The organism is Actinomyces viscosus, assembly GCF_900637975.1.
In the GTDB taxonomy this organism is placed as follows: Bacteria; Actinomycetota; Actinomycetes; order Actinomycetales; family Actinomycetaceae; genus Actinomyces; species Actinomyces viscosus.
Window position 1 is genome coordinate 2,112,629 of the sequence record NZ_LR134477.1, and the last position, 16,100, is coordinate 2,128,728.

Consider the following 16,100-nt stretch of genomic DNA (forward strand, 5'->3'; position numbering starts at 1 on the left):
TCAGACGTCAGGGAACCTGACCGATGATGGTGTGCTCGAAGTACTTCTCGTAATCCTCCCGAGTGATTCTTATGAGGCCACCATCTTCACTACCGCCGGAGGCGTGGTTCTCTCCCCAGGGGTTACGCAAGGTGACATAGTTGTCATCAATGTCGACAACCGTATACGCATGACTACTTGGATCTGTTTTCGGGTCATGGTCGTAGTCACCTCCAACGATTCGATAGTCACCCTCCTTATCAGGCGCCTTACCGTTGCTGCCAGGGTTCTCGGTGTCGATCTTGCCGTCACCGTTAGTGTCGCTGGCCGCTTCGACCGTGTCGCCGCGACTGAAGTCCCCTCCGGATGTCGACCCGACCACAACTTCTCCTTCCTTAACAGCCTGCTCCATATTTTCCCAGTCCTTAGAACTGTACTTGTGAAGAGGGATATTACCGCCAAGGACAGGTATCTCCATGGTGCCGATGACGCGAGTATCTGCGTCCGCAACAGCCTCCATACCGTCCTCTCCAGGGGTCCCACCATCGTCGAGATCGCGATACCCGAAGTACTTTCCGTAGGCGCGCTCGTAGAGGCTCATGAGGGTTGGTCTGCCCTGAGAGTCTTTACTGCCGTCGGAGTAGTAGTCGTTTACCTCGACGTAGACGGGTTTACCGTTGTCGTAGAGGGTGACGACGAAGCAGTTCTTGGCCTTATCCCACCTGACGTGGTCACGCAGGAGCTGCTGGCCCTCCTCGGTCTGGGAGTAGCCCTGGAGGCTGGCGAGCAGGTAGCAGTCACCAATGCCGCCTTGGTTGGCGTCCTTGTCCCAGTCGGCGTTGCCGTCGGCCTGTTCCCGCAACCGCCTAATATCCTCATCCGAAAACGGACGAGTTTCAAGCAAGGTTGACCAGAGTTGCATAGTCCAGTCCAAGGGCCCTTTGATGTGCCCTTTTGGGGCTCCCGCTTTGGCTGTCGTTCCGCTGTTGCGGCTTTGGGTGCTGGTGCTGGTGGTCAGTGAGGTGGCGGTGTGGGTGGCGGCTGTGTCGATGGTGGTCAGGAGGTTGTTGAAGGCGCTGGTGATGGTGGTGGCCAGGGCGTTGCAGGCCGGTGCGGTCGCGGGGCTGGCGATAGCGGTGACCAGTAGGCGGGCTGCCTGGAGGCGCAGCTCGGCGGCCATCGCGTGGGCTCGCTCCAGCACCCCGGCGTAGGTGTCCAGCACCCCGGCGCCGCGGTCCAGCTCCCCGACCGTGGCGCCAAGTCCGCCGGCTAGGGATGCGGCGGCAGCGGCAAAGGCCTGCGCACTGGCTCCCTGCCATGACGGTGTCGCCGCCTTGGCGGAGCTCATCAGGCTCGCGCCCTCGGTCACGGTGGCTCCTGACCGGCGCCACGAGGCGGCCAGCGACCGCACCCCGCCGGGGGAGCCGGGAACCTGCGTACCGATCACCCTCGTCAGGCCGGCCAGCCCCGCACTCACCGCCCCGGCGCTCACCGGCCTGCCCCCAGACCGTGGGCCCCGCGTCCGGTCCCGGCCTTGGCTCCGGCGCCCAGGCCCGCCCCGCCGGTGGGGGTCAGCAGGCCGCGGGCGCCGCTGGCTGAGGACTCGTCGGCCTCGGCCAGGCTGGTCATGGCGTGCTTGACGCCGTCTGCGATCTGGTCGGCCCCGGCCGCGCCGTCGCGGGCGCCGCAGGTCTGGGTGGTGGCGTAGGCCGCTGCGGCCGCTACCAGCACCGCCGGCCCCAGGTCGCCGCTGCTGCCGGGCTCAACGCTGACCGGCCCCAGCACGGCTGAGCACTCATCAGCCAGCGACACCGCCCGCGCCAGCTCGTCAGGCACCACCTGCAACACCACCAGGGACCACTCCAATCACACACCACCCCAAGGGGCACCAGTCACCCGTGCCGTGTCCTGGAGCGGTTTTGTAGGAATCAGGGAACGATGAGAAAACTAATCGTGCATCCAGAAAAAAGTAAGGGACCATCGGCCCGGCACCCCGGGGAGAACTCCCCATCAACACCCACCCCACCAGGCGCGCAACCCACCCCTGCGGCACAACCCCGCACAACCCCGACCCGGCACAACCCGGCACGACTCAGAAAGACCCGGGGAGCCTCAGGGTGGCCCCGGACGACTCACGACGCCTCAGGGCGCCTGCTCCCCGCCGCGGCGCACAGCCTCCAACATGAGCGTGGCCACATCAGCAACCCGCACGTCAGCCCCCTCAGAGGCGACACCATCGGAGAGCATCGTCGACCAGGCAGAGTCAGACCGGGCCAGCAAGCTCGTCGGAGGCGGCATCCAGCCCCATGACGGTCAGCCCCGCAGCCACCACCCACCTCAACACACGCCAACCAGCAGTCCCCACCCCCTCCTCCCCCGAGACTCAAGAACCGCTCATCAGGCTGAACAGCAGGGGGTCGGCAAAGTCGGTTTTAGGGGGTTGGTTGGGTCTGTAGGCTGATGGCTCGTTTGGGGCGTCTGGACAGGGATCTGGTGGTTGAGGCGATGGAGACGCCGGGCCCGAGGAAGAGGCGGATGAGGCTGATGGCCAGGTTCCTTAGGGCGGCCATGATCTCGGGGCCGTTGCGGGTGCTCAGCTGGTGACGGTCCTCGTCGAAGACCACGTCCCGGATCCAGTGGAGACGGTTCTCTATCCCCCAGTGCCCGCGGACCCAGGCCGCGACGGCCTCGGGCTGGGCGTCGGTCATGGGCAGGGAGCAGATCAGGTAGACCACCTCGACACGCTTGCGGCCTTTGACGGTTCGGGTGCGTCGGATCTGGATCACCTGGGCGGCGGCGGGGAAGTCCACCCGCTGAGGGGCCTCGAGGGCCTTGACGGTGCGCCGCACCCACCGACCGTGGCAGCGCTCGACCGAGGAGATGGACGGGACGTCCTTCCACGGCAGGGCCTTGAGCGTCCTGCGCAGGGTCTTCTGATTGCCCTTGACGGTGAACACGTAGTGACCACCACGCCGGGTGATCCACCGGGCGGTGTCCACCTGGGTGTGCATGGCGTCAGCGGTCACCACGACCCCGTCCAGGTCGAGGGGCTCAAGCAGAACCCTGAGTGCGGGGATCTCGTTGGACTTGCCGGCCACCCGCTCCTGGGTAAGCACGGCGCCCGTGGCGTGGTCCAAGGCGGCCAGGAGGTGCGGCGCCGGATCCTCGCCCCTGCGCGCTGCACGCATGGTCTTGCCGTCCACGGCGATCACTGTGCGGCCGTTGATGGTGCCGGTACGCGTGTAGAACCAGGTCATCAGATGGGCGTCGAGGTCTGCGGGGTCCAGGTCCTGGAGCACCCGTCGGATGGTGGACTCCGATGGAAGGGCCTGCCCCTCCTCCAGCCCCAGAGAGCGCAGGTCGGCGCCGGTCAGGTCGGTGGTGTGCTCCCATATCGCCGTCAGGCTCCGGCAGCCGGCCAGCACCCCGGTGACGGCCAGGGACAGGACCGTGGGCAGGCCTCAAGCGCACACCCCGCGAGCGTGTTCAATGGTTTGTGTAAGCCCCTCCGTTGGAAGGACCGACACTGATGACTGCTACTGATGACGACAACGCGACTCCTGCTGGTGGGCAGGATGTAGTCGACCGGCTGCGTTCGGCGGGGTCTTTGGACGGCTTGTTCGAGCAGATTGATGCCGGCCAGGTGAAGATGACCGGGGCTGATGGCCTGCTGCCGGCCCTGGTCAAGGAGGCCCTGGAGAGGGGCCTGGGCGCTGAGCTGACCGAGCACCTGGGATATGAAAAGGGCGAGTCGACCGCCCAGGCGCGCGGCAACGCCAGGAACGGGACCACGCCCAAGACGGTGGACTCCGAGGTGGGGCCTTTCGAGATCGAGGTTCCCCGGGACCGGGCCGGGACCTTCACCCCACGCCTGGTGCGTAAGGGCCAGCGCCGTCTGGACGGGCTGGATGCGATGATCATCAGCCTGTACGCCGGCGGAATTGAGAAGTGCGCGACATCCAGCACCACCTGGCCTCCACGCTCAGTGTGGAGCTGTCCGCAGGGACCATTTCGAAGATCACCGACGCGGTCGCTGACGCCGTCCTGGAGTGGCAGCGCCGCCCGCTGGACGAGTTCTACCCAGTGATCTACCTCGACGCGATCCGGGTCAAGGTCCGCGTCAATCACCGGGTCGCCTCCCGCTCGGCCCACATCGCGGTCGGGGTCGACATGGACGGGATCAAGCACGTGCCTTAAGGATCTGGGTCCAGGCCGAGGAAGGCGCCTCCTTCTGGGCGCACGTGTGCGCCGAGCTGGCCAACAGAGGCGTGAGCGACGTGCTGATCGTGTGCTGTGACGGGCTGACGGGCCTGCCCGAGGCGATCGAGGCGACCTGGCCCCAGACGACGGTCCAGACCTGCGTGGTCCACCTGATCCGGACCTCGATGCGGTTCGTGTCCTACGGGGACCGCAAGAAGGTCGCCGCCGCCCTCAAGGCCGTCTACACCGCCCCCAACGAGGAGGCCGCCTGGCAGGCCCTGACCGACTTCTCCGCCTCCGACCTGGGGGTCAAGTACCCCGAGACGGTGGCGACCTGGGAACGGGCCTGGGAGAGGTTCACGCCCTTCCTGGCCTTCCCGCCGATGCTCAGGCGCGTCATCTACACGACCAACAGCATCGAGTCGCTGAACTACCAGCTGCGCAAGGTCACCAAGAACCGCGGCCACTTCCCCAGCGATGAGGCAGCGGCCCGAGCTGCCGAAAGCTGGCCGGTCTGCGACACCCGTGGACAAACGAGCCCGAGAACGCGACAAAGAGAAAGGACTGCCACCCTCCAAGCGCAGAACCAAGGGCAAGCTCGTCGAAGGACAGATCACCACCGACCAGATACAAGGCCCTGGCCCAGCCCCGCCACCGCATACCCCGACCGATTCGCCCCCTACCTATAGAACCCGCTTACACAGAAAACTGGACAGGCTCCACCCCGCCGATCGCGGGGGTCGGTCACGTTCCTGAGAACCTGGACCAGGGGCTGGCGCGACAAGGCGGTCGTGGTGGAGGATGGCATCAGCGCGGGCTCCCAGGACGAGGGGATGACTAGACACCACTCATCGTCCCCACGGGGCCCGCGCCCCCGTCTCAACGACACACCAAACCCCGTCAAAGCCCCCGTCAGACCGGCTCATCCCTCATCACCCACCGACTTTGCCGACCCCCTGGGCTGAACAGCCCCGCAGAAAACCTGACGCAACGCAGCTCAAGCTGCGCTCACTTCCCCATCCAACCACCCTGTCACCCAAATAAATTCAGTGTATCCTCTCCCCATCACCCACTTTGAGAAGGAGGGCAACCCGTGGCAGACCACCAGGACGACGAAACTAACAAAGACGCAGCGCCACCCACTTCTCAAGCAGACGATCAACTCAGGCGAGGCAAAACGAAGAGACGCCTCATTCTAGGAATCATCGTAGCCACCCTCACCACCGCACTCTGCACCGCCGGATGGCTGTACTGGACCCATCCCACCACCACCAGCGTCCCCCTGCCAGCCGGCGTTGAGGAGGGCGAAGTAAGATACCTCAGTTGGGAAATTCCCGCACCTGAAACACGGCATGGAAGACTACATCCAGGTCTTCTGTACTCGAGAAGTCACCGGTGGGTCGGCACAGTGGCATGGAAACCGTTCCATGGAGCAGAACAGGACTATGAGATGCGCCTCGGCGAGAGTGTCCACATCGAGGGACTGGGAACAGTCACCCTCCTCGAAGTCAACGCACCCCCGATCATTCCAGAGATTAACTTCAGCAAAGACAGAAAAACTGGTGGATGGGACTACGTGGTGAACATCGTCCTTGATCCAGGACTCTCCCTGTGTACAAAAATCGACCCGTGCACACGGAAATAACACAGGAATTCGACATCACTCACTCTGGGTCTTCCCCAATGCTAGTCTGCGAGAAGTACCTCTCATAGTCTTCTCGACTTATCCTGATGAGTCCATTATCTGCATGTTCGGCTTCCGGTGTTGGATTCATCCCCCAGGGGTTCCTCAGTGTGACGTACTGATCATCAACTGCCACCACCGTATAAGCATGGGCGCTTTTCTCGCCGTCCTGAGTCTTATGTCCGCCCCCTAGAACTCGAGTACCCTCCTGGTCGAGCACCTCCCCGTGAGCCCCCTTGTTCTTGGTGTCGATCTTTCCGTCACCATTGGTGTCAGTGACGGCCCGGACAGTTGTGTTCTCCTTAATATCTTCAGCAGTCACCGCTACGACAGGACGCCCCTCATCGACGGCGCGATCAATGGTCGCCCACTCCTTGCCGGTATATTTGTGGTCCTCACCGGTGAACCAGCCGAAGAATCCTGGCCCACCTTCCGTGTCGACAACAGTAGCCGCATGTCCGGAAATTCGTTCCATCGCTTCGCTGGGGGGCCTATTGTTCAGCCCCTCCTCGCCGAACTTCTCCCCGTAGGCACGCTCATAGATACTCATAAGAGTAGGGCGCCCATACTCATCCGTACTGCCGTTGGCATAGTAGTCCCTCACTTCGACGTCGACGGGTTTGCCGTCGTCGTAGAGGGTGACGACGAAGCAGTTCTTGCCCTCGTCCCACCTGACGTGATCACGCAGGAACTGCTGGCCCTCCTCGGTCGCTGAATACCCTTGAAGAGTAACAAGCATAAAACAGTCAGGAATGATGGTCTGGTTGGCGTCAGGATCCCAGTCGCCCTTGCCGTCAGCCTGCTCCTTGAGGCGTTCAAGATCCTGCCCGAAACCACGCTTGTCCTTAGCGGCGTCATTCCCGCCGCCCTTACCCTTGGCACTGGCAGCACGGTCCGAACCTCCTGCCCCGGTGGTCAGTGAGGTGGCGGTGTGGGTGGCGGCCATGTCGACGGTGCTCAGCAGGCCGTCGAAGGCCGAGGTGATCGTGGCGGCCAGGACCTCGCAGGCCGGCGCGGTCGCGGGGCTGGCGATAGCGGTCACCAGCAGGCGAGCCGCCTGGACGCGCAGCTCGGCGGCCATCGCGTGGGCTCGCTCCAGCACCCCGGCGTAGGTGTCCAGCACCCCGGCGTAGGTGTCCAGCACCCCGGCGCCGCGGTCCAGCTCCCCGACCGTGGCGCCAAGTCCGCCGGCCAGGGACGAGGCGGCAGCGGCAAAGGCCTGCGCACTGGCCCCCTGCCACGACGGCGTCGCCGCCCCAGCAGACTCCATCAGCCCCGCCCCCTCAGACACGGTGGCCCCCGACCTGCGCCACGAGGCCGCCAACGACCTCACCCCACCCGCCGAGCCAGGAACCTGCGTACCAATCACCCTCGTCAGACCGGCCAGCCCCGCACTCACCGACCACCCCCAGACCACACACGTCTTCACAAGCCGGGAGCACGATCCGCCACGCCATCAGAGACCACTCCTTCGCTCAGCCCCACCGAGCGCACGAGACGCACTGAACCTGAGCGGTATTACAGAAATCAGGGAACGAGAGAAATTTAATTTCAGACTCAGTAGAAATATCGGGACCAACGACCCGCCCTTGGGGACAACCTTCCAACGCTCCGAGCACCGCGCCATCGAGCCGGGCACTTCTCGCGCAGCCGGACAGAAAAACGGTAGGGCTACGCGAAAAACGCCCGGCTCGGCGCAGAAGGTTCAGAACAGCGCCGGCAGGACGCCGTCGACGTCGGCTCCGAGCTCAGCCAGGTCCAGGACGAGGGGCCGGCCGGCACCGCCGTCGGAGAGCAGGTCGCTGCCGGCCACGACCAGCAGGTCACCACCGGTGGTCCCCAGGCGGGCCACGGCGACGTCCTCGGCCTCGGCTGCCGCGATCATGGCGGGCACGAGCTCCTCGCGCACCGCGACGATCGCGCGGGCCCCAGACTCGGAGAACAGGGCGGTGAAGTCGTCCACGCCCTCCTCCTGGATCGCGGTCAGGTCCACGCTGGCGCCGACGCCGCAGCGCAGGCAGGAGTCCACGAGGGTCTGGATGAGCCCGCCGGCCGAGCAGTCGTGGGCGGCGCGCACCAGCGGCTCGCCGTCGGGTTCCTCGGCCTCACTGAGGGCCAGCAGGACGCGGCCCAGCGCCATCTCCGCCTCGAGGTCCACGCGCGGGGGCCGCCCACCAAGGTGGTCGTGAACCACTCGGGACCAGGCCGAGCCGTCGAGCTCGTCGGCGGTGGCGCCCAGGGCCATGATGGCCAGGCCCTCCTCGTGCCAGCCCGAGGGGTTGGCACGGCGCACGTCGTCCATGACGCCCAGGACGCCGACGACCGGTGTGGGGTTGATCGAGGAGTCGATCTGCCCCTTGACCTTGCCGTGGGAGTTGTAGAGGGAGACGTTGCCGCCGGTGACCGGCACGCCCATGACGGCGCAGGCGTCGGCCAGTCCGGTGATGGCCTCGACGAGCTGCCACATGGCGTCGGGGTCCTCCGGGGAGCCGAAGTTGAGGCAGTCGGTGACGGCCAGGGGCCGGGCACCCACGGTGCACACGTTGCGGTAGGACTCGGCCAGGGCCTGGGCGGCGCCGGTGGCGGGGTCGAGCTTGGTGAAGCGGCCGTTGGCGTCGGTGGCGATGGCCACGCCGCGGCCGGTGGCCTCGTCGACGCGGATGACACCAGCGTCGTCGGGCTGGCACAAGGCGGTGTCACCGCGCACGAACCGGTCGTACTGGTTGGTCACCCAGGCGGTTGAGGCCTGGTTGGGGCTCACGACGACGGCGCGCACCTGCTCGGCGATCTCCTCGGCATTCTCGGGCCGGGCCAGGCGCTCGGTGGTGTCGGCGTTGAGCTCGTCCTGCCAGGCGGGGCGGGCGTAAGGGCGCTCGTAGGTGGGGCCCTCGTGGGCCACGGTGCGCGGGTCGACGTCGACGATCCGCTCCCCGAAGTGGTCGATGGTCAGGCGGCCCGAGCCGTTGACCTCGCCGATGACGGCGGCCTCGACGTCCCACTTGTCGATGACAGCCATGAACTCCTCAAGCTTGTCCGGCGCGACGACGGCCATCATGCGCTCCTGGGACTCGCTCATGAGGATCTCGCCGGCGGTCAGGGTGGGGTCGCGCAGCAGCACCTTCTCCAGGTCGACGTGCATGCCGCCGTCGCCGTTGGAGGCCAGCTCGGATGTGGCGCAGGAGATGCCGGCGGCGCCCAGGTCCTGGATGCCCAGGACCAGCCCGGCCCTGAACAGGTCCAGGCAGCACTCGATGAGGACCTTCTCCATGAAGGGGTCGCCCACCTGGACGCTGGGGCGCTTGGCGGGCATGCCGTCCTCGAAAGACTCGGACGCCAGGATGGAGGCCCCGCCGATGCCGTCGCCGCCGGTGCGCGCCCCGAAGAGCACGACCTTGTTGCCGGCGCCCGTGGCGTTGGCCAGGTGGATGTCCTCGTGGCGCAGTACGCCCACGCACAGGGCGTTGACCAGCGGGTTCTCCTGGTAGGAGGAGTCGAACTCGGTCTCACCGCCGATGTTGGGCAGCCCCAGGGAGTTGCCGTAGGTGCCCACGCCGGCCACGACGCCGTGGACGACGCGCGCGGTGTCGGGGTGGTCGACGGCGCCGAAGCGCAGCTGGTCCATGACGGCCACGGGCCGCGCCCCCATGGAGATGATGTCGCGCACGATGCCGCCCACGCCGGTGGCGGCCCCCTGGTAGGGCTCGACGTAGCTGGGGTGGTTGTGGGACTCGACCTTGTAAGTCACCGCCCAGCCGTCGCCGATGTCGACGACGCCGGCGTTCTCGCCCATGCCGACCAGCAGGTGCTCGCGCATCTCGGGGGTGGTCTTGGCGCCGAACTGGCGCAGGTGGATCTTGGAGGACTTGTAGGAGCAGTGCTCGGACCACATGACCGAGTACATGGCCAGCTCGGCGTTCGTGGGGCGCCGTCCCAGCAGCTCGCGAATGGACTCGTACTCGTCGGCCTTGAGCCCCAGCTCCTTCCAGGGCATCTCCCGCTCGGGGGTCGCGGCGGCGTCGGCAACGGTGTCGGGGTGGTGGGCTGGGATCGCGGGCTCGGGCGCCATGGGTGCTCCTGGTCGAAGAGGGAGTGCGGCCGGGCCAAGCCTACCCGCGCCCCACGGCGCCCCACATCAGCAGCGCACCGGGCTCCGCCCCGTCCACGGCGCCGCCACCGCGCCCCGCCCGGGTCCCACCCGCGCCCCGACCGGGCCACGCCCGGGCGGCCTGGAATCCGGCCGAGAAATATGGAGAAACGGCAACGAGACGCCACGCCCACGCTCAAAGTGCTGCGACTCACACGATTTCGGGGGAAGATCATGGCATGAGAGACATCGACGTCGCCCCGCTGCCCCTGTCGCACCTGGAGAGCCACCTGGACGAGGTGGCCGTCAGACGGCTGCAAACGAGCCTGACGGGCGCCGAGGCCCTGCTGGAGGGACGCACCGTGTGGACGGTGACGCCGTCGGCCGCCGCGGGCTCGGGACCAGCGGAGACGGTCGCGCCCCTCGTGGGCTACGCCCTGGGCGCCGGCCTCGACGTGCGCTGGCTGAGCCTGGACGCCCCCGAGGAGTTCACCCAGATCGCGGCCCGCCTGCACGCCGGTATCCACGGCGACCGCGGCGACGGCGGCAAGCTCGGGGACAAGCAGCGCGACATCTACGAGCACGTCCTGTCCTCCAACGCGGAGAACATCGTTGACGAGGTCCGTCCCGACGACGTCGTCATCCTCCACGACCCGCCCACGGCGGGCCTGGCCAAGGCTCTCAAGGCCGTGGGCGCCACGGTCATCTGGCGCTGCCACGCAGGCGCCGAGGGGGCCGGCGAGGCCGCCGACTACGCCTGGGCCTTCCTGGACCGCTACCTGGAGGACGTCGACCTCGTCGTCGTCTCCCGGCCCGAGTACCGCCCGCCCTATATCGAGGCCGAGCGCTGCGCGGTTCTGGCCCCCTCGATCGACGCCGACTCCCCCAAGAACCGGGTTCTCGACCTGGACGAGGCCTGGTCGGTGGCGCGCCTGTCCGGGATCTTCGCCGGCGAGCCGCCCTTCGAGGCCGTGCCCTTCATGCGTCACGACGGGCGCGCTGACGCCTTCCGCGGCCTGGCCGACGACCCGGTCCTGGCTGGCGGACCGGTGCCGCTGGGGGCCCGCGTCATCACCCAGGTCAACCGGTGGGACCGTCTCAAGGGTGGCCTGGAGCTGGTGGAGGCCTTCGCCGACAACATCGCCATCCTGCCCGAGGACGCCCACCTTCTGCTGATCGGCCCCACCCCGGACGGGCCCGAGTCGCAGGCCGCCCTCACCCAGATCATTGAGCGCTGCTCGGTGCTGCCCGACTCGGTCGCCTCGCGGATCCACGTGGCCGCGGTGAGCATGGAGGACCGGGAGGTCAACGCCACCGTCGTCAACGCCGTCCAGCGGGTCAGCTCGGTGGTCACCCAGCGCTCCCTCATCGAGGCCTTCGGACTGACGGTGGCCGAGGCGATGTGGAAGAAGGCCCCGGTGGTGGCCTCCGCGGTGGGCGGTATCCGCGACCAGATCGACGACGGCGTCGACGGCGTCCTGGTCAACCCTGCCGACGGCGTCGCCTGGGCCGAGGCCGTGCGCGACCTGCTGCTCTTCCCCGAGCGGGCCCAGGAGATGGGGCTGGCCGCGCACGAGTCCGTGCGCCGGGAGTTCCTGTCCAACCGCCACCTGCAGGACCTCCTGCAGATCGTGGCCGACCTGGTGGGCTAGCGGCTGACCGGCTGACGGCACCGGCAGGCCCGAGCAGATCCGGCTCGGGACAGGCCTCGTTCCCACTCGGTCCAGAGGACCAGTCACAATACGGTTCGCCACCCCGAAGGAGATGACATCACTATCTACAAATATTCATGAGTACATGTGGGTATTTGTGCTAGAGTGAAGTCATCGACCTGAGGAGGAGCGCGTGGGAGCAGCGGAGGTGATTGATGTCGATGTGGCGTTACGAGCCCTGGCCGACGGGAACCGTCGGGCGATCCTAAGGGTGATCCGCTCAGGCCCGCAGCCTGTCGGCGTCGTCGCGCAGGCGGTTGGGCTGTCGCAGCAAACCGCCTCACATCACCTTCGGACCCTTCAGAAGGCGGGCCTGGCAACCGTCAGCGCCGATCACACGCGCCGCCTGTACACGCTCAACACGGATGGACTGGCGGCGGTGCGCTCCTACCTCGACGACTTCTGGCCCGGAAGGCTGGCAGCCCTCAAGTCCGCCGTCGAGCAGCGAGAGGACGAGCGGCATGGCTGAGTTCCGAGACTCCATCGAGATCGCGGCGCCCCCGCAGGCGGTGTTCGAGTACCTCACCACCAACGAGGGCATGACGGCGTGGATGGGTCAGTACGCCGATCTTGACCCGAGGCCGGGAGGCCGGTTCGCGGTCGATATCGCCGGTTACCCGGTGCGGGGTGAGTACCTCGTGGTCGAGCCGTTCACGCGCGTGGTGGTCTCGTGGGGGTTCGCCGGCAGTGACGACCTGCTCGCCGGCGCGTCCAGGGTCGAGTTCCTCCTGACCCCGACCACTGGCGGCACGCGTGTCGACCTGCGCCACCTCGACCTGCCGGAGAGCGAGGTGCGCGGGCACGCGCATGGCTGGGCCCACTTCATGCCCCGACTCAAGGTGGCCGGTGCGGGAGGGGACGCCGGGCCGGACCACTGGCAACCCCTGACCGACTGATCGCCGATGGGAGGCGAAGCCATGGCAGCAATGACGCCCGAGCAGCGCAGTCTCGTTCAACGCGTCCGAGACCTCGTGGATGATGAACCGGACGTGCGCGAGGTCTCCATGTTCGGAGGCCGCGCGATCATGGTCAACGACAAGATGATCGTCAGCGTCGGAAAGAGTGGCGATCTCCTGGTGCGTGTGGATGCCGAGCATCATGGGGCACTCCTGGCCGAGCCTGGCGCCGAGCAGGCTCAGATGGGGGCCGGGCGAGACATGGAAGGTTATTCAGGGGCGTGTATGGGGGTTTAGGGGTTCGGTGTGTTGAATGGGTGACGGCTCGTTGGTCTGAGAGAATCAGATTGCTACATGAAACCTCTCAGGAACGAGCCGTCATGGGTAAGGGTATCACAGGCCTGGACAGAACGCAGTTGAGCTGCCTGGTGGAAATGGTGCTGGGTGATACTGAGATCTCCTTGGCGCCAAGAATTCTTGGCCCACTGGCCGCGGTGCGGGCGACGTTGATGTATTTGCGCACCAACACCTCCCAGGAGGTGATCGCCGAGATCATGGGGGTGTCACAGCCGACGATCTCGCGGGCGATCTCGGTGGTCACCCGGATCATCGCCAGGGTCTTGGGGCCTGTGCTGGCGACCGTCGAGGAGGTCCCCCATGGGGGCGTGCACATCATCGACGGTACGCTCCTGCCGTGCTGGAGCTGGAAGGATCGGACGGACCTGTGGTCGGGCAAGCACAAGCGCACCGGCCTGAGCCTGCAAGTACTGGTCAGCCCCGCCGGGCGCCTGCGGTGGGCCTCAGACCCGCTACCGGGGGCCACCCACGACACCAAGGCCATCACCACCTCCGGTCTCTTGGAGGAGATCGACCCCTCCTGCTGCATCGCCGATAAAGGCTACATCGGAACCGGGGTTCTCACCCCCTACAAGAAACCTCCCAACAGTGAGCTCACCAAGGCCCAGAAGCAGGCCAACAAATCCCTAAATGAAATCCGGTATGTCGTGGAGAGAACCATCGCGCACATCAAATCCTGGAAGATCCTGGCCCACGACTACAGGCGCCCCCTGCACACCTTCAAAGAAACTATCACAGCCACCCTAGCCCTCTACGCCTACACCAACCCCTGAATAACCTTCATGGGACCCGGCTGGATCACCGTCGTCCCCGAGGCCATCGCCGACGACGAGCACCTCACCTTCTGGGTCGACGCCGCTATGAGCCACAACCGTGTCATCGCTGGCAGGGAATCGAGGAGCAAGAACGGAGCCCGGAGATCATGACAACCCTCCACGGACTACCGACATCCCTTTTCGAGTTCTTCGAAGACCTGGCGCAGGACAACTCCACTGACCAGTTCTGCCGCTTCCGAGCCGCCATTGAAGAGCACGTCACGAAACGAAGTCATGAACCACTTCATTGAGGAGCAACATATGACCGCCGACAGCAAGACCACTTCAGGCAAGGCTTTAGACGTCGCCACCGCTTACCATGAGGCCTGGACCAGCGGCGACCTCAACAGAGCAATGAGCTTTGTGGACGACGACATAGTCGTGCATGCACCCGGAAAAGAGATCAACGGCAAGGAGGAGTACCGAACTTACCTCGGTGGATTCATGAAGGTCATGGAGGGATACACACCGCGTGCCGCCTTCGGCGATGACAACACTGCGGTGCTCTACTATTTTCCTCATACCCCCGCGACCCGATCCTCCCCAGCCAGCGAGTGTTTTCTCGTTGAGTCAGGGTTAATCAAGGAGAGTCATTTGGTATTCGACAGACTGTCTTACAGGCCACCCACAGCCCTTCAGTGAAAGCCACATGTCGCGGCAGGGGACTTGGAATGCGACTCACAGACGGACGAACCCGCCAGAGCTATTCACAGACATAGCGTCCACCTGCGTCTGCCCGGCCGACGGCGTCTCGCCTGGGCCGAGGCCGTGCGCGACCTGCCACTCTTCCCCGAGCTGCCACCGACGACCCCGCCCGCCACCTGTCGGCCGTCCCGAAGGACGACCGACAGGTGTTTCTGGAAGCCGGTTCGCAGGCCCGTCTCAGGGAGTTCAGTCACACCCTGAGCGAAGTTATCCACAGGCTTTGTCCACAGGCTTGTGCAGGGGTGTGTGGGTTCTTGGGATGTCGCCGCTTCTCCTGTGCACAACCCCATTCGATACCTCTCGCCGTCACGAGCAACACCTCTGGAGGCTTCCCACAAGCCCAGTCACAGACCTTGAGACATCATCGCTATAGACAGGGTTTTGCCTGGAAACGCGGGCAAACCGTCCGATAAGTCCGGGACGGCCCGAGGGCTTTCCGCGCTGATGCACCCACCGACGGCGACAGCACATTCTTCATCGTCACGCAACTCGAGCGAGACCAGCCCGACGGACATCGGACAGCAGGAAGCCCCACCCTCTCCACAGTTCTACACAGGCCCGACGCGGATCTGTGGATAACTCGGAGGGCGGGGCGTCCGGGTCCTCAACCTTGACGGCTGTCAGGTGTCAGCGCGACCGGCTCCGTCAGACGGCCAGAAGCGAGTCGATGGCGGAGCGGAAGATCCCCAGGCCGTCCGTGCCGGTCCGCGGACCGGCCTGCGAGCCGGGGCCGAAACCGGACTCGACGGCGTGCTCCGGGTGGGGCATGAGGCCGACGACGTTACCGCGCTCGTTGCGCACGCCGGCGATGTCCCGGGCGGAGCCGTTGGGATTGCCCACGTAGCGGAAGACGACGAGGCCCTCGCCCTCGAGGCGGTCGAGCTCCTCGGGCGAGGCGATGAAGTTGCCCTCCCCGTTCTTCATGGGGATGACGATCTCCTCACCGGCCGTGAACCGGTTGGTCCAGGCGGTCTCGGCGTTCTCTACGCGCAGGCGCTGCTCGACGCAGATGAAGCGTTGATTCGCGTTGCGCAGCAGTGCGCCGGGCAGGAGGTGGGCCTCGGCGAGGATCTGGAAGCCGTTGCAGATGCCGAGCACCGGCATGCCGCGCTCGGCGGCGGCCACGACCTCCTCCATGACGGGGGCGAAGCGGGCGATGGCGCCGCAGCGCAGGTAGTCGCCGTAGGAGAAGCCTCCGGGCACGACGACAGCGTCGACCCCATGCAGGTCGGCGTCCTTGTGCCACAGGCTCACCGGCTCGGCCCCGGCCAGGCGGACGGCCCGAACGGCGTCGACGTCGTCGAGGGTGCCGGGGAAGGTGATGACGCCGATACGGGCGGTGGGAGAGGTACTGGCGGAGTCACTCACGGCTCAGGCCTCCTCATCGGCGGCCACGGAGACGACGTCCTCGATGATCGGGTTGGACAGGAGGGTGTCGGCGGCCTCACGGGCGGCGGCCAGGTGCTCCTCGGTGACGGGGCCGTCCACGGTCAGCTCGAAGCGGCGGCCCTGGCGTACCCCGGTGAACTGGTCGAATCCGAGGCGGGGAAGGCTCCCGACGACGGCCTTGCCCTGGGGGTCAAGGATCTCGGGCTTGGGCATGACCTCGACGACGATGCGTCCCATGGGTGCTCCTCAGATAAGGCGGGATGAGTGCGCAGCCAAGAC

Annotated in this window: 14 protein-coding genes and 2 pseudogenes; 9 read left to right on the top strand and 7 right to left on the bottom strand. The window is 66.1% G+C overall.

The features are described from left to right. Positions 1 to 7: 7 nt before the first annotated feature. The 3 genes from EL340_RS09000 to EL340_RS09010 all read right to left on the bottom strand — a co-directional run bounded on the left by EL340_RS09000 (position 8) and on the right by EL340_RS09010 (position 3,437). Positions 8 to 1,348: a C2 family cysteine protease gene (locus EL340_RS09000; RefSeq protein WP_126414311.1), complete on the bottom strand. Its 1,341-nt coding sequence runs from the start codon at positions 1,346 to 1,348 to the stop codon at positions 8 to 10. A 119-nt stretch (positions 1,349 to 1,467) separates the two neighbouring features. After that, complete coding sequence (locus tag EL340_RS09005) at positions 1,468 to 1,818, bottom strand: hypothetical protein (protein WP_126414312.1); 351 nt, start codon at positions 1,816 to 1,818, stop codon at positions 1,468 to 1,470. 593 nt (positions 1,819 to 2,411) lie between these two features. Next, a complete protein-coding gene (locus tag EL340_RS09010) occupies positions 2,412 to 3,437 on the bottom strand; it encodes an ISAs1 family transposase (RefSeq protein ID WP_126414313.1) in 1,026 nt (341 codons plus the stop codon). A gap of 68 nt (positions 3,438 to 3,505) precedes the next feature. Between EL340_RS09010 and EL340_RS09015 the strand changes: the two are divergent. Beyond that, a pseudogene (locus EL340_RS09015) lies at positions 3,506 to 4,868 on the top strand (IS256 family transposase). A 404-nt stretch (positions 4,869 to 5,272) separates the two neighbouring features. After that, positions 5,273 to 5,824, top strand: coding sequence for a hypothetical protein (locus tag EL340_RS09025; RefSeq protein WP_126414314.1), 552 nt, complete (start codon positions 5,273 to 5,275; stop codon positions 5,822 to 5,824). A gap of 19 nt (positions 5,825 to 5,843) precedes the next feature. On the opposite strand, the gene EL340_RS09030 is transcribed toward EL340_RS09025, so the two are convergent. Together EL340_RS09030 and purL are read right to left on the bottom strand one after the other, a co-directional pair. Further along, positions 5,844 to 7,007 carry a cysteine protease gene (locus tag EL340_RS09030; protein WP_126414315.1) on the bottom strand — a complete coding sequence of 388 codons (1,164 nt, stop codon included), beginning with the start codon at positions 7,005 to 7,007 and terminating at the stop codon, positions 5,844 to 5,846. Between the two features lie 561 nt (positions 7,008 to 7,568). Beyond that, on the bottom strand, positions 7,569 to 9,929 hold the full coding sequence (purL, locus tag EL340_RS09035) for a phosphoribosylformylglycinamidine synthase subunit PurL (RefSeq protein ID WP_126414316.1): 2,361 nt from the start codon (positions 9,927 to 9,929) through the stop codon (positions 7,569 to 7,571). A 257-nt stretch (positions 9,930 to 10,186) separates the two neighbouring features. On the opposite strand from purL, the gene EL340_RS09045 reads away from it, so the two are divergent. The 7 genes and pseudogenes from EL340_RS09045 to EL340_RS09070 all read left to right on the top strand — a co-directional run bounded on the left by EL340_RS09045 (position 10,187) and on the right by EL340_RS09070 (position 14,369). Beyond that, positions 10,187 to 11,599, top strand: coding sequence for a glycosyltransferase (locus tag EL340_RS09045; RefSeq protein WP_126414318.1), 1,413 nt, complete (start codon positions 10,187 to 10,189; stop codon positions 11,597 to 11,599). A gap of 193 nt (positions 11,600 to 11,792) precedes the next feature. Next, the gene (locus EL340_RS09050; RefSeq protein ID WP_126414319.1) at positions 11,793 to 12,128 is read left to right on the top strand and encodes an ArsR/SmtB family transcription factor; all 336 of its coding nucleotides are present in this window, start codon (positions 11,793 to 11,795) and stop codon (positions 12,126 to 12,128) included. After that, positions 12,121 to 12,555, top strand: a complete 435-nt coding sequence (locus EL340_RS09055; protein ID WP_126414320.1) for an SRPBCC family protein — start codon at positions 12,121 to 12,123, stop codon at positions 12,553 to 12,555. The genes EL340_RS09050 and EL340_RS09055 overlap by 8 nt, the downstream gene beginning before the upstream one ends. Before the next feature lie 21 nt (positions 12,556 to 12,576). After that, a pseudogene (locus tag EL340_RS09060) lies at positions 12,577 to 12,819 on the top strand (TfoX/Sxy family protein); the annotation flags it as partial. Positions 12,820 to 12,935: 116 nt separating this feature from the next. After that, on the top strand, positions 12,936 to 13,685 hold the full coding sequence (locus EL340_RS09065; RefSeq protein ID WP_197722291.1) for a transposase family protein: 750 nt from the start codon (positions 12,936 to 12,938) through the stop codon (positions 13,683 to 13,685). A 9-nt stretch (positions 13,686 to 13,694) separates the two neighbouring features. Next, positions 13,695 to 13,838 carry a hypothetical protein gene (locus EL340_RS14950; RefSeq protein WP_331859857.1) on the top strand — a complete coding sequence of 48 codons (144 nt, stop codon included), beginning with the start codon at positions 13,695 to 13,697 and terminating at the stop codon, positions 13,836 to 13,838. A gap of 150 nt (positions 13,839 to 13,988) precedes the next feature. Beyond that, positions 13,989 to 14,369 (top strand): nuclear transport factor 2 family protein, encoded by a 381-nt coding sequence (locus tag EL340_RS09070; protein ID WP_232022965.1) that lies wholly within the window; start codon positions 13,989 to 13,991, stop codon positions 14,367 to 14,369. 708 nt (positions 14,370 to 15,077) lie between these two features. Here the strand turns inward: EL340_RS09070 and purQ are convergent. Both purQ and purS read right to left on the bottom strand, forming a co-directional pair. Continuing rightward, complete coding sequence (purQ, locus tag EL340_RS09075; protein ID WP_126414323.1) at positions 15,078 to 15,800, bottom strand: phosphoribosylformylglycinamidine synthase subunit PurQ; 723 nt, start codon at positions 15,798 to 15,800, stop codon at positions 15,078 to 15,080. 3 nt (positions 15,801 to 15,803) lie between these two features. Further along, the gene (gene purS, locus EL340_RS09080) at positions 15,804 to 16,058 is read right to left on the bottom strand and encodes a phosphoribosylformylglycinamidine synthase subunit PurS (protein WP_009393717.1); all 255 of its coding nucleotides are present in this window, start codon (positions 16,056 to 16,058) and stop codon (positions 15,804 to 15,806) included. Positions 16,059 to 16,100: the final 42 nt, after the last annotated feature.